Genomic DNA, 16,599 nt, shown 5'->3' with positions numbered 1-16,599 from the left:
GCGCGCATTCTACGCTTCCCTCATTTGCTGTCAAGCGTTTATTTTGAAGTTTTTTACAACCGATTTCTTTCGAAACCCTTCAACTTCAACAACTTACCGCTTGCCTCGAAGCGTTCAACGCTGCGAGGAGGCGAATAATACGCGCTTTGAGATCAGAGTCAACACCTTGATCTGAAAAAACTTTCTGCCAGCGTTTTACCTTCGTCGGCAACTAATGAAAGCGCCGCGAATCTGTAGAGAAACACCACCCAACGGAGCGTAGCGGCCATGAGCGATGCGCAAAGCGAGAAAACCCCGGGCCTGTCGGCGAACGAGGAGCAGGAAGTCAGCCTTAACCAACCGCCCCGCGCGGCAGTGCTGCACGAGATCATTCGTTACCAGGGCGACCAGGAACTGGAACGAACACTCGCCGCACTGTGGTGGTCGGCTCTGGCCGCAGGCTTGTCCATGGGGTTGTCGCTCATGGCCATGGGGCTGTTCTACGCACGCCTGCCGGAGGGGGACAGTGCCCAGGTTATCGCCAGCATCGGCTATAGCGCAGGCTTCCTTGCAGTGATACTGGCGCGTCAGCAGTTGTTCACCGAAAACACCCTGACCGCCGTGTTGCCGGTAATGACGGCCCCCACCCTGGCCAACTTCGGGCGCCTGCTGCGCCTTTGGAGCGTGGTACTGCTTGGCAACCTCGCCGGCACCTTGCTGGTGGCCTGGGTAATGCTGGAGCTGCCGATCTTCGACAGCAAGACCGACGTGGCCTTCCTGGAGGTTGGCCGCAAGGTCATGAAAAACGATGTCAGCCAGATGTTCGCCAAAGGCATCGTATCGGGGTGGATGATCGCCACCATGGTCTGGATGATCCCGTCGATGGAACATGCCAAGATCTGGATCATCCTGATGATCACCTATCTGATGGCCCTGGGCGACTTCACCCATATAGTGGTCGGCTCGGTCGAGGTGTCCTATCTGGTCTGGGCCGGCGATGAAACCTGGAGCAGTTTCTGGCTGGAGTTCGCCCTGCCGACACTGGCGGGCAACATCATCGGCGGCAGTTTCATCTTCGGATTGATCAGCCATGCACAGGTGCGCAGCGACAGCGGCAAACCGCCCTCACGGCTACTGAACGAGGACCAGCCACCCTCCCCGCGCCGCAACAACGGCAACAAATGAACCTCAGCGTGCCGCTACAACGCGCTCGTTTGCCTGGCCGCGCTGACGCACAGGCCGTGGCTGCCACCAGTTCTGCCCGGCGTGCGGAGAGTCAAGGCTGACCCGCTCCCCCATCTGCGGGGTGCTCAGGCGCACTTGTGCCTGGTTGGCCAGCGCCAGGATGCGTTCGAACGGTTCCTGCCAACCATGGTTGGACAGGTCGAAAGTGCCGTTGTGAATCGGTAACAGCCAACGCCCGCGTAAATCCAGATGGGCCTGCAGACTCTGCTCCGGCTGCATGTGCACATCGGGCCAGGCGACGTTGTAGGCCCCGGTCTCGATCAAGGTCAGGTCGAACGGCCCGAAGCGCTCGCCAATCTGCTTGAACCCATCGAAGTAGCCGGTATCGCCACTGAAGAATACCCGCACATCCTCGTCGACGATCACCCACGACGCCCACAAGGTCCGGTTGCTGTCCAGCAGCCCACGCCCGGAAAAGTGCTGAGCCGGGGTGGCGACAAAGCGTACGCCCTCGACCTCGCTTTCCTGCCACCAGTCCAGCTGCCGCACCTTTGCCGGTGCCACGCCCCAGGTAATCAGCAAGTTGCCTACGCCCAGTGGGGCCAGGAACACACTTGTTCGCGGTGCAAGTTGGCGAATCGCCTGTTCGTCCAGATGATCGAAGTGATCGTGGGACAGTACCACCGCAGCCAATGGCGGCAATTGGTCCAATGCCAAGGGTGGCGCATGGAAACGCAGCGGGCCGGCCCACTGCACTGGCGAGGCACGCTCGGCGAATACCGGGTCGGTAATAAAGAAGCGCCCACGCAGCTTGAGCAATACCGTGGAATGGCCCAGGCGCCAAAGGCTTCGGTCGGGCGCATCGAGCACCTGCTGACGGGTCATGGGCTGGAGACTGACCGGTGTGGCCGGCCGGGTTTGCGGCGGTTTGCGCAGGAACAGGTACTTGAGCCCGATGCGCAGCTTCTTCAATACGCCATCCTGTGGCAACGACGCCTGGTTGTGAAAACGCCCTTCCCGCTGTGGCGCCGGCTCGCCGGCGGGGTTGGCCAAAGGGACCATCAGCAACACTCCGAGCAACAGGAAAGCCTTCATGCTACCCCACAGTGATCGGATCAACCATGAATTGGCTTGTAAGGTCATTTTTCGTCGATGAAACACTGTTCAACAATATTCATGCAAGTTATGCGATAAACGGTGCTTCAGCGGAAGAACGATGATCAAGATGGATAAACGCAGCGGCAAAGGACTTTCATTCGCCAAACGCATCTACCTGCCGCGGGTCATCGGCCTGGGAATCGGCCTGTTCAGTGTCATGGCCGCCATGGCGCCGCTGTCACCGCCCACCTGGGCATGGCTGCTGGTACTGTTCAATGGCCTCTTGTGGCCACATGTGGCCTACCTGTGGGCAGCCCGTTCGGCCACGCCCTACCAGGCAGAACAGCGCAACCTGGTTCTGGACTCCTTGATGGGTGGGTTCTGGACCGCCGCCATGCATTTCAATCCATTGCCCAGTGTGACCGTGCTTTCGATGATGACCATGAACAACGTCGCCGCCGGCGGCAAACGCATGGTCGTTCGCGGGATGCTGGCCCAGTTGGGCGGCATGCTCGTCGCCATATTGTTGCTGGGCCCTGGCCTGCAACTGAACGCCACGCCCCTGCAGGTCTATGCCTGCCTGCCGATGCTGACGCTCTACCCACTGGCGCTGGGCTGGGTCTGCTACCAGCTGGCGATCAAGCTGGCCGACCACAAGCGCCGACTGAGTACACTGAGCCTCACCGACAGCCTGACCGGCCTGCTCAACCACGGTGCCTGGAAAGACCTGCTGCTGCTGAAGTTCCAGGCCTGCCAGCAGCAAAAGGGGCACGCGGTGATTGCCCTGATCGACATCGACCACTTCAAGACCATCAACGACACGTTCGGTCACGTTGTCGGCGACTGTGTGCTGCGCCAACTCGGCGCCGAGCTGCGGCACAGCCTGCGCGAAGGCGACCAGGCCGGGCGCTACGGCGGTGACGAATTCTGCGTGATCTTGCCGGATACCAGCGAAGCCGAAGCGTGCCTGGCCATGGAGCGCCTGCGCGAGCGGGTCGCCAGCTACCGCAACCCGCAGTTGCCGCACCTGCGCATCAGCCTGAGCATCGGCCTTTCGGCATTCGAGGCCGACCTGGAGTCACCCGAGCACTGGCTCGAGCAGGCGGACAAAGCGCTGTATACCGCCAAGCATGCCGGGCGCGACCAGGTCAATTTTGCCCGCAGCGACGCTGCAACGCTCAGGCTGGCCTATCCTGATTGAACCTCCTTCCTGACTAACTGGCGGGAGGCTGTCTGAAGGAGCCGCTCGCGCATGGCCAGGACCGCCAACCTTCCAACCGCCAGCCCCACCCCGCGCTTCCAGGTGCGTCGCTTGATTGCCGGCTTCAGCGCAGTTTTCGGCCTGGCTTGCCTGGTCATCGTCGGCGCCCTGTTCAATATCGCGGGTACTCTTGACCATCAGGAGCGCCAGCGCAGCGCCTCGCAGGCATCCAAGGCGCTGGAGCAACGGTTGCTCGCATCGCGCCAATTCCTGTCCAGCTACGCCGTATGGGATGCTGCCTTCGAACACCTGGCGGGGCAGGCCGACTGGAAATGGGCCTACGAAGAAAAGAACGTGGGCGAGTCGCTGTACAGCGCCAGCGGCTATGAGGGAGTGTTCGTGGTGGAGGACGCACGCACCACCTACGCCTTGTTCAGAGGCCAGCCTACCCAGGCGGCGGCCAATACCTATATCGATGCAGCGCTGCAGCCAATCATCGACCAGGCCCGGGCAGCGGCCATCCCCCGTGAACAGATCACCCGTTTCGTCCTGTTCAACGGTTGGCCGGCCGTGCTCAGTGCTGCGGCGGTGCGCCCGGACCGGGATGTCACCGAGAGCGAGGTCAGCCAGGCGCCGGTAATGCTGTTTGTCGACCAGCTCACCGAGGACAAGCTGGCGCAACTGAGCAGCGGTGCCGGCCTGAGCGGTATGCACGTGGAGAAAAATGATGTGGGCGAGCACGGCCACCTGCGCATCGACCTCGGCGATACCGGCTACCACCTGTCCTGGAGCAGCCCGCTGCCAGGGCACCAGTTGCTGCGTGCTGTGTTGCCCCCGCTGTCGGGAGCCTTGCTGATACTTGGCCTGGTCATGCTCTACCTGTTCCGTCATGCCTTGCGCAGTTCGCGCGCGATCGACCTCACGCTCGCCCACCTTCAGCAGAGCAACCAGGCTCTGGAGGCCAGCGAACAGCGTTTTCGCGCGGTGGCTGAGTCGGCATCCGACTGGATCTGGGAAACCGATCGGCAGCAACGCCTCACCTATCTGTCACAACGTTTTGTCAACGTTACCGGTTACCCTGTGGACGACTGGCTCGGCCACCCGCTCAATCAGTTGCTGGCCTGCGATACCACGCCGCTCTCGCCGTGGCTGGATGCCCTGGCCGCGGCCGACCCGCAACAGCTGGCCAACCTGCGCTGCACCTACCGCGACCAGAATGGCCAGAACCGCTACTGCCGCATTTCGGCCCGCGCCATCTGGTACGACGACAAGCCCGTCGGTTTTCGTGGCACCGCCAGTGACATCACCGACGAAGTCGATGCCCATGCACGCATCCAGCACCTGTCGCTGCACGACCCGCTGACCGGCCTGGCCAACCGCAACAAGCTAGCCCGCCACCTGGAACAGGCGCTGTTACGTGGGAGCGACTCGCCACCACTGACCTTGCTGCTGCTGGACCTGGACAACTTCAAGCCGATCAACGACTCTCTCGGCCATGCCGCCGGTGACGCGGTGCTGCAGGAGGTAGCGAACCGCCTGCGCGACACTACCCGCGACGGCGACCTGGTCGCGCGTTTGGGCGGCGACGAGTTCCTCCTGGTGCTCAGCGGCATGGACAACCGCAGCGAGATCGACCGTTTCTGTGCGCGCCTGATCAGCCTGCTGCAGCAACCGATCGCCTTCGATAGCCAGACCCTCCATGTTGGCGCCAGCATCGGAGTCGCCCAGACCCGTACCCAGGGCTTCGATGCCGGCGAGCTGATCCGCTGCGCCGATATCGCCCTGTACCAGGCCAAGGCCGACGGCAAGAGCACCTGGCGCTATTTCGCTGCCGAAATGAACCAGCAGATCCAGTACCGCCGCCAACTGGAGAACGACATGCGGCGAGCCCTGCGCAACCAGGAATTCGAGCTGCACTACCAGCCGCGCTACCGCCTCAGCGACCTGCGCATCGTCGCAGTCGAGGCCTTGCTGCGCTGGCAGCATCCGCAGGAAGGGTTGCTGGGGCCGGACACCTTCATCCCCTTGGCCGAACAGAGTGACATCATTGTCGCGCTGGGCCGCTGGGTGTTGCGCGAAGCCTGCCGCACTGCCCATGACTGGCCCGCCGATGTTCTGGTCTCCGTGAACCTGTCACCTGCGCAGTTCCAGCGCAGCGATGTGGTGGCGGATGTACGCGAGATCCTGCTGGAAACCGCTTTCCCCGCACAGCGCCTGGAGCTGGAAATTACCGAGAACGTGATGCTCAATGACATCGAAGGCGCACTGGGCACAATGCTGTCGCTCAAAGAGCTGGGCGTTCGCCTGAACATGGACGACTTCGGCACCGGCTACTCGTCGCTGGGCTACTTGCGCACCTACCCGTTCGACAGCATCAAGATCGACAAACGCTTCATCGGCGGGCTGAACAACACCGCTGGCAGCGACCGCGCCGTGGTCCAGGCCATCATCAACCTGGGCGAAGCGATGGGGCTGACGGTGACGGCCGAAGGAGTGGAAAGCGAGCAGCAGCTCAGGGCACTGCAGAAGGACCGTTGCCATGAAGTGCAGGGCTATTACTTGAGCCGACCGCTGGACAGTGCGGGGCTCGAGGCGTTGATGCAGCAGGCATCCCAGCGCTCGGCGCCCTACCTGTAGCGCGTGGAGGTAACTGTCTAGTGCAGGTTTGATACTTGCACACCCCCTGTGGGAGCGGGTTCACCCGCGAAGAATGCAACGCGGTATATGGCACCGGCTTCGCCGGTGTTCGCGGGTGAACCCGCTCCCACAGTGATGGTGCAGGTTTTCGGTATTCGAGCGAGGCAGTTACTCCGCTATTACAGAGCGGAGTCCCGCTGCAAGCTGCGTTCAGCCACGATTTCCGGCAGGTCGCGCCGGCGCAGGTAGGTGCGCAGCGGTTCACCGATGTTCAAACGGTCATCCACATGCTGCTCCAGCAACAGCGCCAGCCGTTCGCGGCAAAGAGCCATGCGCTGCCCTTGCTCGGGCCGCCAGACAAACTCGCTGCAGGGCGTGATGCTGGCATCGGCCACGTCCATGCCGAAAGAGTCTTCGGAAAAACGCACGATATGCACGCCGCGCTTGCCATGAAAACCGACGAAGCCCTTGAGCTGGTCGGCAGCGTTGCAGATGTCCTGTGAAGTGATGGCCATGACGTAACCTCGCAATGAAATCGGAAGATACGCACGCCAGGCGGGAAAGGGTTGCCTCTACCGGACAACTCGTGACTGGCAGCCTAACGCAAGCCATCACACAGGCGCCACGGTTTTCATCGATCAGCAACCACCGTCAACCTGTGAATGCAGCACCTCGCCCAACCATTGCATGAAGGCCTGCACCCGGCGTGGCACATGCCGCTGCCGGGCATACAACAGTGACACGGGCATGGCCGGGGCCTGCCAGCTTTCCAGTACCGAAACCAGCTCACCGCGCTGCAGGTGCTCGGCCACGCCCACCGCCGGCACCTGGATCAGCCCCAACCCGGCCAGGCAGGCCGCCGAGTAGGCCTCGGCATTGTTCACTGTGACCACGCCGGCCATGGCCTGGAAATGCAGTTCACCGTCCTGCAGAAATTCGAAACCGGCACTACGCCCCCCCAGAGTGCGCACGTAATGCACCAAGTGATGCTCGGCCAGGTCCTGCAGCGTGCGCGGCACGCCGTAGCGTGCAAGGTAGGCAGGGCTGGCACAGTTGCGCATGCTCAGTTGGCCGACCGGGCGCGCCACCACATCCAGGTCATGCAGGGCACCAATGCGCATCACGCAATCGAAGCCTTCACGCAGCAGGTCGACCTGGCGGTCGGTACAACTGAGCTCCACCTCCAGGCGCGGGAAGCGCTGCAGAAACTGCGGCAACGCCGGGATGATGACCCGGCGGGCCATCATTGTCGGCAAATCGACGCGCAGGCGCCCGGCCAGCTCGGCATCGTCGGCGCGGAACAAGCCCTCGATTTCGTCCATGCCCGACAGCAGGTCCTTGCTGCGCTCGTACAGCAAGACGCCATCCTGGGTCGCCTGTACCCGGCGGGTGGTGCGGTTGAACAGCTGCGTACCCAGCAAACGCTCGAGCGCCCTGACCTGCTCCGACACAGTCGAACGGGGCAGCCCCAAGCTCTCGGCAGCCAAGGTGAAACTGCTGACCTCGCAGACCCGAACAAAGGTGCGCAACAATTCCAGCTTGTTCAATTCAGCCCTCGTCTATCCGGTTTTACCGAACAGTATTTCCATATTCGCTGGATTTAACAGCACCACACCGACCAATAACCTGTGCTCATCAGCCCACCATGAGGTTTTCACCATGACCCGCAAGATTGCCCTGATCACTGGCGCCAGCCGCGGCCTGGGCCGCAACACCGCAGAACACCTGGCCGCACGCGGCATCGATGTCATCGGCACTTACCACAGCAAGGCGGAGGAAGCCCATGCCGTCGCCGCCCGGCTGGAGCAGGCCGGGGTCAAGGCCATCATGCTGCAACTGGACGTCAGCGACAGCGCCAGCTTTGCCGGTTTCGCCGAATGCCTCGGCGCAACCCTGCAGCAACACTTCGGCCGCGAGCGCTTCGACTTTCTGGTGAACAATGCCGGGATCGGATTGAACGTGCCATACACCGAAACCAGCGAGGCACAGTTCGACCAGTTGCTGAACATCCAGCTGAAGGGTCCGTTCTTCCTTACCCAGCGCCTGCTGCCGTTGCTGGTCGACAATGGCCGCATCGTCAACATTTCCACTGGCCTGGCGCGCTTTGCGCTACCGGGGTATGCCGCCTATGCCGCGATGAAGGGGGCGATGGAGGTGCTGACCCGCTATCAGGCCAAGGAACTGGGAGCACGTGGGATTCGTGTGAACATTCTGGCGCCGGGGGCGATCGAGACCGATTTTGGCGGCGGCGTGGTGCGGGATAACCGACAGGTTAATGAATACATTGCCGGCAACACGGCGCTGGGGCGGGTGGGCTTGCCGGATGATATCGGGGCAGCGATTGCGCTGTTGCTGGAAGATGGCAACGGCTGGATCAACGGGCAACGGCTGGAGGTTTCGGGCGGGATGTTCCTCTGAAATCGAGGATCTGGGGCTGCTTAGCAGCCCCTTTGGCCCTCACGGCCGACTCTGCTCCTCATGCACCTGCACACTGGCTGTCATCCCCGCACTCAGGGTCACCCCCTCCGGCACCTGGTCCAGGCGAATCCTTACCGGTATCCGCTGCGCCAGTCGCACCCAGTTGAAGGTCGGCTCGACCTCCGGCAGCAACTGGCTGTCGGGGTTGCTGTTGCGGTCGGTGATACCACGGCTGATGCTTTCTACATGCCCTTGCATCGGTTCGCCCGCGCCCATCAGCCAGACCTTCACCGCATCCCCCACACGAATGCGTGGCAGCTTGGTTTCCTCGAAATAGGCCTGGATATAGAAGGTTGAATCGTCCACCAGGGCCATCACCGCCTCCCCGGTATTCACATAGTTGCCCTCGGCCAGGCGCAGGTTGGTGATATGCCCGCTGCGCGGCGCCCGCACTTCACTGCGCGCCAGGTTGATTTTGGCGACCTGCAATTGTGCCTCGGCCTCATGCAGCTCACCGCGGGCGATGGCCGCATTGATCTGGGCGTTTTCCCGCAATTCGGCACTGATAGCCTCCGGCCCAAGTGCGGTACGCCGGGCCGCTTCACGCTCGCGCAGGCGCAGTTGCTGGCTGCGGGTTTCGGTCACCGCGCTGGCTTGGTCGAAAGCAGCCTGGAAGCGTTCCCGGTCGATGCTCATCAGCAGGTCGCCGGCCTTGACCTGCTGATTGTCACGGGCCTTCAGTTCGCGCACCCAGCCGGACACATCGGGGGCGATCACCACCACATCGGCGCGCACACGGGCATCGCGGGTCCAGGGGGTGAGCATGTAGTACTGCCACAGCTGATAGCCGGCGAAGACGGCAAGGGCCACCACACACAAGGTGACCAGGGTACGTACGGCCGCACGCATCGAAACACTCCTTTATAACGCTCCCAGCAGTCGCACTACCAGGAACAACACACAAACGAACAACGCCGCATCGAACAGCGCTTCATGCCAGATCCAGCGCCCCAACGGCGTGGCCTGCACCACCAGACGCAACACGCCGGTAAGCACCAGCGCCATCAACACATAAACCAGGAAAGGGCTGAACAGCACGCCGCCCAATTCCCACTCACGCAACCCCATGGGATTCCTCCTGCCAACGGCACCACTTGCCCCAGCTTTTTTGCAGTTGCAGCACCGCCCCTTCGGCCAACCGCAGCGGATCGCTGGAGGGTAGACGGCGCAAGGCGCCAATGAACTGTTCGCTTGCGGCATCCAGGCTCTGCCCACGCCCTGGCGCCGGCCCTTTGGCCAGCACTGCCTCTACCTGCTGCAGGTATTCGCGCTCGGCCCGTCCCAACGGGGCCTTGGCGACCGCCAGGCACATGCGCAAATGCACCAGTTCGTCGCCGATATCCAGGCCGTGCAGGCCGTCGTCCCAGCGCTTGCGTTCGCTCTCGGGCAGGTCGCCGGCATGCCGCGCCAGTTGCATCAGGCGGTCGGCCATGCGCCCGCCAAACCAGCTGTCGGCCCCGCGCAGGTCGCGCCGGGTCAGGCGCACCAGGTCATTCTGGGTCGCCGCGCGCAGGCGCTGGCCCAGCCAGGCCGGGTGGCGAAACACCAACAAGCGGAAGGCCATCACCGCCGCCGACACACCCACCAGCATGGCCAAGGCACTGTTGAGCATGGTGGCCACGCCGAACTGCATGGCGTTGAGCGGCGACACCAGCACGATGAAATGTAGGCAATAAGAAGTAGCCGTGGCCCCGGTCCGCGGGTGAGCCATGCCCAGCGCACCAAGAAACAGCGGCACCCCCATGCCCAGGCAGAGCATGGCGAAGCTGCTCCATTGCGGCAGCAGAATCTGCCCGACCAGAAAAGCCGCCGGTATTGCCAGGAGGATCCCTCGTAAAAAGCTCAGGCCGATCTGCGCACCATTCTCGCGGCTGGCGAACAGGCTGCAGACCACACAGGTCAGCACCAGGCCACCCGGTGCCGAAGGCCAGGCGGTGGCCAGCCAGAAACCACTCATCACCAGAAAGGCCAGCGCACTGCGTGAGCCGAACAGCAAGGCCAGCGACCAGTCGCGGTGCGCAGCCAGGCCCTGAGACACATCCTTGGGCGCCCTGCCCGCCTCCACATCCTCCAGCGCCTGGCTGGCAGCCATGGCGTAATCCAGCAGCAGTGCCATGCGTGCCAGGCAAAAGTGCTCCGCCGGGCTGATCTGATCATCGTGGGCAGCATCCCAGATGCGTTGGCGCAGAAGCAAAAGGCTCGGCTGATCGGGCTTGCCCAACAGTGCGCGCACCTCCTCCAGCCAGGGCGCCAGGCGTTCGGCCTCGCCCTCATCAAGTTGCCGCCACTGGCGGCGCACCGAACGGGAAATGCGCAGCAGCACCATCAGTTTCTGGCTCAGGCCGCGAATGGCACGAGCGCGCTGGCGCCCGCGGTTGCCTTCGAACCAGGCGTGTTCGCGTTGGCTGTCGATGGCAACGATACGCCCCAGGCTCTCCAGCAGGCCTTTGCGCGCCTCGTCTTCACCGCCCAGCATGGCACTGGCGGCCTGCAGGCCGTTCTGCCAGGCCTGACGGGCCTGCCCGCCCAGTTGCTGCTCTACCCGCATGGGCCAGAGCAAGGCGCTGCTGGCGGTGGCACAGAAGATACCCAGGCAGATCTCGGTACAGCGCGCCACGGCCTGGTCGAACACCTGCAACGGGTGATCGATGGCCGGCAGGGCAATGATCGCCGCCGTGTAGCCTGCCAACACGAAGGCATAGGCCCAGGCGCTACGCAACTGGGTGGAGGCGGCAGTGCACAGGGCCAGCCACAGGGCCAGGGTGAGCAGGAACAGACCGGGGGTCTGGGCAAACAGACCGATGAACAGCACCGACATAAACGTGCCGACCAGGGTGCCGGCCAGCCGCGCCAGGCCCTTCTGCACCACCATGCCTGACAACGGCTGGGCGACGATGAAAGCGGTCATCAGGGCCCAGGACGGTTGCTCCAGGCCCCAGCGCATCGCCAACCACAGGGCGAGGCCGCCACCGAGCAGGGTCTTGATGGCGAACTTGAGGGCGAGGCTGCTGGGAGCGAACAGGGCCTGGAAGGTGATGGGCACGAGACGGACCTTGAAGGGATGGTCTTGTAGAAAGATAGACAATGGTGGGAAGGATAAAGCGGAAACGATTAATTAGCTAGCTAATCATCTTTGTTATGGACAGCTCTCCTGTGCTGCCCTCTTCGCGGGCACGCCCGCTCCCACATGGGACCGCGCACAGTCCGAATCCTGTGAAGTTATTGTGGGAGCGGGAGTGCCCGCGAAGAGGCCGGTACAGGCAACACAAAAATTGCAGGCAAAAAAAATGGGCGACCGAAGTCGCCCTAAATGCCTTGCGTGCTCGTGTACCCGGAAGGTCAGCGCGGTTTGCGCTTGTTCGAGTCCTTCCAGATGAAAATGCCCAGACCGGCAAAGAATGCGACCATCAACCCGACCGTCACCACTCCGGCGATAACCACGTTGTCGAAGAACATGCTGGCCTCCCCACTCGTTTGCCGTTGTCCGATGGGTGCAAGTTAACCAATGTGGGGGCGGGGAAAATTGATCGGTGTCAATGGTGCCCGGGGCCGGGCACGCGAGGCGGGTGCAGGGTTGACCTGCGTCAAGTTTCAGCGCTTCTTCGGCTTGCCCTTGGGCTTCTTTTTCTTGGCACTGTTCAACGGCAGGGCCTGCTCGAACGCATTGCGCATTTCGTTCAGGCGCTTTTCCTTGAGGTCGTGGACGCGCTTGGCGCGTTCGGCATCGAAATCGATGAGGTTGTCTTGGCTCATGGGTGGGCTCGACGATCAACTGAGACTTGCATGATGAAGCCAGGCGCTGGCGCTGACCAGCCCCGCGTCAGACTTCGATGTCCACCAGCAGCCCCTGGCGTACATGCTCGCCCATCAACGGCGCCACCGGCACGGTATTGTCGGCGTTGACCTCGTCACCCGGCATTGCACTGTAGCGTTCGTCGTCGCCCTTCTGCCGACGTTGCTGCTGGCGGCGCTGCTCGTCGCGCAGCAGCAGCGCCTGCTCCTGCGGGTCACGCTGCTGCTTGAGGTCGATGGCACTTTCACCGGATGCAGGCTGGGTCGGCACCACCGGCTTGATGTCGGGTGTCGGCTTGACCGGGTCCTGTTGCGAGGTCACCGGGGCGGCACTGAGCGGAATGATCGGTGGCAGCATGGACGTTCTCCTATGCCCCCTGTATCGGCAGGCGCGGGTTTACCTTGATGGCATGCACAACACTTATTCGGCTTCGTCGTCAGGGTTATCGTCGCTAGGTGGGCTGGCCTCGCTCCAGGGCCGCTTGTACACCCGCTGCCAGACCGCGTCCATGTGCTCGCGCAGCACCTGCGGCGCGGATTTTAGCGAGGCGCTGTCCTCACGCTCACCGCCGATCGGCTCTTCACCTGCCGGGGTGATCAGCGACTGGCCGGTGATGCTGTAGCTGGCCTGCCCTTCGCGCATCTCGATGGCGATGTCGTGCGGGTCGATGCCACCGCCACAGAATGCGTGGCTGGCAACCGTCACCTCGGCGATGCCGTCCTTGTTCAGGTCGCCGACATCGCTGACGTCGTTATAGAAGTCCACATCCAGGTCCAGGCCCGGGCAGGTGGTTTCCTGTTCGATCTGCCAGCGCGCCTTGAACGCGTCATTTTCGGCCTTGCGCCCGTACAGCGTGGCCTTGAGTACCACCTTGTCAACTTCCTGCTCGCTTTCCGGGTCGCTGGCCTGGCCATCGCTGCGGCTCAACACCAGCAGGCCTTCACCGTCGCGGTCACGAAAGTGCACGCTCTTGATCGGCGTCTGTACGCCCAGCACCTCGAGCTGTTCGATCGGGATGGCGGGCAAGGTCTCGAAGTTTTTCTGCTCGCAGGCGGCCAGCAGCAACAGGCTGCCCACGGCCATCGAAGCGCTGATCCAGCGGTGCTTGGCAGACATGTTGATCCGGAGCCCTCGTCGGCAGCACGGTGGGGGACGATGAAGCGGCTAGACTGTTGCTACCTATCGCACTTCGGCACCTTTCGATGCGCTCGGCACTTTGGTCTGACCGGCCGATCCGTTAACATAACCGGCTTTTTCATCGCGGGAGTTCAGGCAGTATGGCGCAGCAGTATCAACCGGGGCAACGCTGGATCAGCGACAGCGAAGCCGAGCTCGGCCTGGGTACCATCCTGGCGCAGGATGGCCGCCTGTTGACCGTGCTCTACCCGGCCACTGGCGACACCCGCCAGTATTCCCTGCGCAATGCGCCGCTGACCCGCGTGCGCTTCTCGCCAGGTGACCAGATCACCCACTTCGAAGGCTGGAAGCTGACCGTGCGCGAGGTCGAGGACATCGACGGGCTGATGGTCTACCACGGCCTGGACGGGCAGAACCAGCCGCGCACCCTGCCGGAAACCCAGTTGTCGAACTTCATCCAGTTCCGCCTGGCCAGCGACCGCCTGTTCGCCGGGCAGATCGACCCGCTGTCGTGGTTCAGCCTGCGCTACAACACCCTGCAGCACACCAGCAAGCAGATGCAGTCGGCGCTGTGGGGCCTGGGCGGCTGCCGTGCCCAACCCATCGCCCACCAGTTGCACATCGCCCGCGAAGTCGCCGACCGCAGCGCGCCGCGCGTCTTGCTGGCCGACGAAGTGGGCCTGGGCAAAACCATCGAAGCCGGCCTGGTGATCCACCGCCAGCTGCTGTCTGGCCGCGCCAGCCGCGTACTGATCCTGGTACCGGAAAACCTCCAGCACCAGTGGCTGGTGGAAATGCGCCGCCGCTTCAACCTGCAGGTGGCCTTGTTCGACGCTGAGCGTTTCATCGAAAGCGATGCCAGCAACCCGTTCGAGGATGCCCAGCTGGCGCTGGTGGCCCTGGAGTGGCTGGTAGAAGACGAAAAGGCCCAGGACGCGCTGTTCGCCGCTGGCTGGGACCTGATGGTGGTGGACGAAGCCCACCACCTGGTCTGGCACGAAGACCAGGTCAGCGCCGAATACGGCCTGGTCGAACAGCTGGCCCAGGTGATCCCGGGCGTGCTGCTGCTCACCGCCACCCCCGAGCAGCTCGGCCAGGACAGTCACTTCGCCCGCCTGCGCCTGCTCGACCCCAACCGTTTCCACGACCTGGCCGCCTTCCGCGCCGAGAGTGAGCACTATCGCCCGGTGGCCGAAGCCGTACAGGAACTGCTCGACGAAGGCCGCCTGTCGCCCAAGGCCCACGCCACCATCCAGGGCTTCCTGGGTGCCGAAGGCGAAGCCTTGCTGGCTGCGGTCAGCGACGGCGATACCCAGGCCAGCGCGCGCCTGATCCGTGAGCTGCTCGACCGCCACGGCACCGGCCGCGTGCTGTTCCGTAACACCCGCGCGGCGATCCAGGGCTTCCCTGAGCGCCAGCTGCACCCTTACCCACTGGCGACGCCCGAGCAGTACCGCGACCTGCCAGCTGGCGAACATGCCGAGCTGTACCCGGAAGTCGCCTTCCAGGCCCAGGGCGAGGTGGCCGATGACGAGCGCTGGTGGCGTTTCGACCCGCGCGTCGACTGGCTGATCGACACCCTGAAGATGCTAAAGCGTACCAAGGTGCTGGTGATCTGCGCCCATGCCGAAACCGCGATGGACCTGGAGGACGCCCTGCGCGTGCGCTCCGGCATCCCGGCCTCGGTGTTCCATGAGGGCATGAGCATCCTCGAACGCGACCGCGCCGCCGCCTACTTCGCTGACGAAGAGTTCGGCGCGCAGGTGCTGATCTGCTCCGAGATCGGCAGTGAAGGCCGCAACTTCCAGTTTGCCCACCATCTGGTGATGTTCGACCTGCCGGCGCACCCCGACCTGCTCGAACAGCGCATCGGCCGCCTCGACCGTATCGGCCAGAAGCACACCATCCAGCTGCATATCCCGTACCTGCAGGACAGCCCGCAAGAGCGCCTGTTCCAGTGGTACCACGAAGGCCTCAACGCCTTCCTCAACACCTGCCCTACTGGCAACGCCCTGCAGCACCAGTTCGGCCCGCGCCTGCTGCCACTGCTTGAAGGTGGCGAAAGCAAGGCCTGGGAAGCCCTGGTGGCCGACGCCCGCAGCGAACGCGAACGCCTGGAAGCCGAACTGCATACCGGCCGTGACCGTCTGCTGGAGCTCAACTCCGGCGGTGCCGGCGAAGGCCAGGCGCTGGTCGAGGACATTCTCGAACAGGACGACCAGTTCGCCCTGCCGATCTACATGGAAACCCTGTTCGACGCCTTCGGCATCGACAGCGAAGACCATTCCGAGAACGCCCTGATCCTCAAGCCGAGCGAAAAGATGCTCGACGCCAGCTTCCCGCTGGGTGACGACGAAGGCGTGACCATCACCTACGACCGTGGCCAGGCGCTGTCGCGCGAGGACATGCAGTTCCTCACCTGGGAACACCCGATGGTACAAGGCGGCATGGATCTGGTGCTGTCCGGCTCGATGGGCAACACCGCCGTGGCGCTGATCAAGAACAAGGCGCTCAAACCCGGGACCGTGCTGCTTGAACTGCTGTTCGTCAGCGAGGTGGTGGCACCGCGCAGCCTGCAACTGGGGCGTTACCTGCCACTGGCGGCATTGCGCTGCCTGCTCGATGCCAACGGCAACGACCTGGCGTCCCGCGTGGCCTTCGAAACCCTCAACGACCAGCTGGAAAGCGTGCCACGCGCCAGCGCCAACAAGTTCGTCCAGGCCCAGCGTGACGTGCTGGCCCAGCGCATCGGCAGCGGCGAGGCCAAGGTCATGCCGGCCCACGTCGAGCGCGTGGCCGAGGCCCAGCGCCGCCTTAAAGCGGAGGCCGACGAAGAACTGGCCCGTCTGGTCGCCCTGCAAGCGGTCAACCCGAGCGTGCGCGACAGCGAGATCGAAGCGCTGCGCAAGCAGCGCGAAGAGGGCCTGGCGATGCTGGAAAAGGCCGCCCTGCGCCTGGAAGCCATTCGCGTGCTGGTGGCTGGCTAATACAGGCCAGACACCGCAGCCTTTGTGGGAGCGGCCTTGTGTCGCGAAAGGGCCGCAACGCGGCCCCAGAATTGACGCGCTACAGTTGAAATTGCTGGGGCTGC

Annotated in this window: 15 protein-coding genes; 5 read left to right on the top strand and 10 right to left on the bottom strand. The window is 63.4% G+C overall.

The features are described 5' to 3' along the window. The first annotated feature begins 267 nt into the window (after positions 1–267). Positions 268–1,164: a formate/nitrite transporter family protein gene (locus tag MJ643_RS15325; protein ID WP_013973902.1), complete on the top strand. Its 897-nt coding sequence runs from the start codon at positions 268–270 to the stop codon at positions 1,162–1,164. 3 nt (positions 1,165–1,167) lie between these two features. On the opposite strand, the gene MJ643_RS15320 is transcribed toward MJ643_RS15325, so the two are convergent. Continuing rightward, complete coding sequence (locus MJ643_RS15320) at positions 1,168–2,259, bottom strand: MBL fold metallo-hydrolase (protein ID WP_013973903.1); 1,092 nt, start codon at positions 2,257–2,259, stop codon at positions 1,168–1,170. Positions 2,260–2,389: 130 nt separating this feature from the next. Here MJ643_RS15320 and MJ643_RS15315 point away from each other — a divergent pair, with 130 nt between their 5' ends. Both MJ643_RS15315 and MJ643_RS15310 read left to right on the top strand, forming a co-directional pair. Beyond that, complete coding sequence (locus MJ643_RS15315) at positions 2,390–3,463, top strand: diguanylate cyclase (protein ID WP_024087634.1); 1,074 nt, start codon at positions 2,390–2,392, stop codon at positions 3,461–3,463. 51 nt (positions 3,464–3,514) lie between these two features. Further along, complete coding sequence (locus MJ643_RS15310; RefSeq protein WP_013973905.1) at positions 3,515–6,100, top strand: EAL domain-containing protein; 2,586 nt, start codon at positions 3,515–3,517, stop codon at positions 6,098–6,100. 179 nt (positions 6,101–6,279) lie between these two features. Here MJ643_RS15310 and MJ643_RS15305 read toward each other — a convergent pair whose 3' ends face one another. Beyond that, complete coding sequence (locus MJ643_RS15305) at positions 6,280–6,615, bottom strand: DUF2025 family protein (RefSeq protein ID WP_013973906.1); 336 nt, start codon at positions 6,613–6,615, stop codon at positions 6,280–6,282. A 123-nt stretch (positions 6,616–6,738) separates the two neighbouring features. Continuing rightward, positions 6,739–7,647, bottom strand: coding sequence for a LysR family transcriptional regulator (locus MJ643_RS15300; protein ID WP_013973907.1), 909 nt, complete (start codon positions 7,645–7,647; stop codon positions 6,739–6,741). Positions 7,648–7,759: 112 nt separating this feature from the next. Between MJ643_RS15300 and MJ643_RS15295 the strand changes: the two genes are divergently transcribed. Beyond that, the gene (locus tag MJ643_RS15295) at positions 7,760–8,518 is read left to right on the top strand and encodes an SDR family oxidoreductase (protein ID WP_013973908.1); all 759 of its coding nucleotides are present in this window, start codon (positions 7,760–7,762) and stop codon (positions 8,516–8,518) included. Positions 8,519–8,557: 39 nt separating this feature from the next. Here the strand turns inward: MJ643_RS15295 and MJ643_RS15290 are convergent, their stop codons facing one another. The 7 genes from MJ643_RS15290 to MJ643_RS15265 form a co-directional block, all read right to left on the bottom strand. Continuing rightward, positions 8,558–9,427 carry an HlyD family secretion protein gene (locus MJ643_RS15290; RefSeq protein ID WP_015271522.1) on the bottom strand — a complete coding sequence of 290 codons (870 nt, stop codon included), beginning with the start codon at positions 9,425–9,427 and terminating at the stop codon, positions 8,558–8,560. A gap of 12 nt (positions 9,428–9,439) precedes the next feature. Continuing rightward, positions 9,440–9,646, bottom strand: coding sequence for a DUF1656 domain-containing protein (locus MJ643_RS15285; protein ID WP_013973910.1), 207 nt, complete (start codon positions 9,644–9,646; stop codon positions 9,440–9,442). Continuing rightward, positions 9,633–11,621 (bottom strand): FUSC family protein, encoded by a 1,989-nt coding sequence (locus MJ643_RS15280; RefSeq protein WP_013973911.1) that lies wholly within the window; start codon positions 11,619–11,621, stop codon positions 9,633–9,635. The genes MJ643_RS15285 and MJ643_RS15280 overlap by 14 nt, the downstream gene beginning before the upstream one ends. A 296-nt stretch (positions 11,622–11,917) precedes the next feature. Beyond that, on the bottom strand, positions 11,918–12,034 hold the full coding sequence (ccoM, locus tag MJ643_RS31500; RefSeq protein WP_003254862.1) for a cytochrome c oxidase subunit CcoM: 117 nt from the start codon (positions 12,032–12,034) through the stop codon (positions 11,918–11,920). A gap of 135 nt (positions 12,035–12,169) precedes the next feature. Beyond that, positions 12,170–12,331: a hypothetical protein gene (locus MJ643_RS15275; protein WP_003258944.1), complete on the bottom strand. Its 162-nt coding sequence runs from the start codon at positions 12,329–12,331 to the stop codon at positions 12,170–12,172. 67 nt (positions 12,332–12,398) lie between these two features. After that, on the bottom strand, positions 12,399–12,728 hold the full coding sequence (locus MJ643_RS15270) for a hypothetical protein (protein WP_003258942.1): 330 nt from the start codon (positions 12,726–12,728) through the stop codon (positions 12,399–12,401). A 63-nt stretch (positions 12,729–12,791) separates the two neighbouring features. Beyond that, positions 12,792–13,487: a hypothetical protein gene (locus MJ643_RS15265; RefSeq protein WP_208209692.1), complete on the bottom strand. Its 696-nt coding sequence runs from the start codon at positions 13,485–13,487 to the stop codon at positions 12,792–12,794. Between the two features lie 161 nt (positions 13,488–13,648). On the opposite strand from MJ643_RS15265, the gene rapA reads away from it, so the two are divergent. Continuing rightward, positions 13,649–16,495: an RNA polymerase-associated protein RapA gene (gene rapA, locus MJ643_RS15260; protein WP_047595772.1), complete on the top strand. Its 2,847-nt coding sequence runs from the start codon at positions 13,649–13,651 to the stop codon at positions 16,493–16,495. The last annotated feature ends 104 nt before the right edge of the window (positions 16,496–16,599 follow it).

This window comes from Pseudomonas sp. PNPG3, assembly GCF_023093815.1.
Classification (GTDB): Bacteria; Pseudomonadota; Gammaproteobacteria; order Pseudomonadales; family Pseudomonadaceae; genus Aquipseudomonas; species Aquipseudomonas asiatica.
Note: the sequence above shows the minus strand (reverse complement) of the source record. Positions and strands in the feature narration are given on the sequence as shown.

Excerpts from the sequence above, each read along its gene's own strand:
- MJ643_RS15305 (WP_013973906.1), bottom strand. The coding sequence starts at position 6,615 with ATGGCCATCACTTCACAGGACATCTGCAACGCTGCCGACCAGCTCAAG.
- MJ643_RS15325 (WP_013973902.1), top strand. The coding sequence starts at position 268 with ATGAGCGATGCGCAAAGCGAGAAAACCCCGGGCCTGTCGGCGAACGAG.
- ccoM (WP_003254862.1), bottom strand. The coding sequence starts at position 12,034 with ATGTTCTTCGACAACGTGGTTATCGCCGGAGTGGTGACGGTCGGGTTG.
- MJ643_RS15265 (WP_208209692.1), bottom strand. The coding sequence starts at position 13,487 with ATGTCTGCCAAGCACCGCTGGATCAGCGCTTCGATGGCCGTGGGCAGC.
- MJ643_RS15320 (WP_013973903.1), bottom strand. The coding sequence starts at position 2,259 with ATGAAGGCTTTCCTGTTGCTCGGAGTGTTGCTGATGGTCCCTTTGGCC.
- rapA (WP_047595772.1), top strand. The coding sequence starts at position 13,649 with ATGGCGCAGCAGTATCAACCGGGGCAACGCTGGATCAGCGACAGCGAA.
- MJ643_RS15290 (WP_015271522.1), bottom strand. The coding sequence starts at position 9,427 with ATGCGTGCGGCCGTACGTACCCTGGTCACCTTGTGTGTGGTGGCCCTT.
- MJ643_RS15270 (WP_003258942.1), bottom strand. The coding sequence starts at position 12,728 with ATGCTGCCACCGATCATTCCGCTCAGTGCCGCCCCGGTGACCTCGCAA.
- MJ643_RS15275 (WP_003258944.1), bottom strand. The coding sequence starts at position 12,331 with ATGAGCCAAGACAACCTCATCGATTTCGATGCCGAACGCGCCAAGCGC.
- MJ643_RS15295 (WP_013973908.1), top strand. The coding sequence starts at position 7,760 with ATGACCCGCAAGATTGCCCTGATCACTGGCGCCAGCCGCGGCCTGGGC.
- MJ643_RS15315 (WP_024087634.1), top strand. The coding sequence starts at position 2,390 with ATGGATAAACGCAGCGGCAAAGGACTTTCATTCGCCAAACGCATCTAC.
- MJ643_RS15310 (WP_013973905.1), top strand. The coding sequence starts at position 3,515 with ATGGCCAGGACCGCCAACCTTCCAACCGCCAGCCCCACCCCGCGCTTC.
- MJ643_RS15285 (WP_013973910.1), bottom strand. The coding sequence starts at position 9,646 with ATGGGGTTGCGTGAGTGGGAATTGGGCGGCGTGCTGTTCAGCCCTTTC.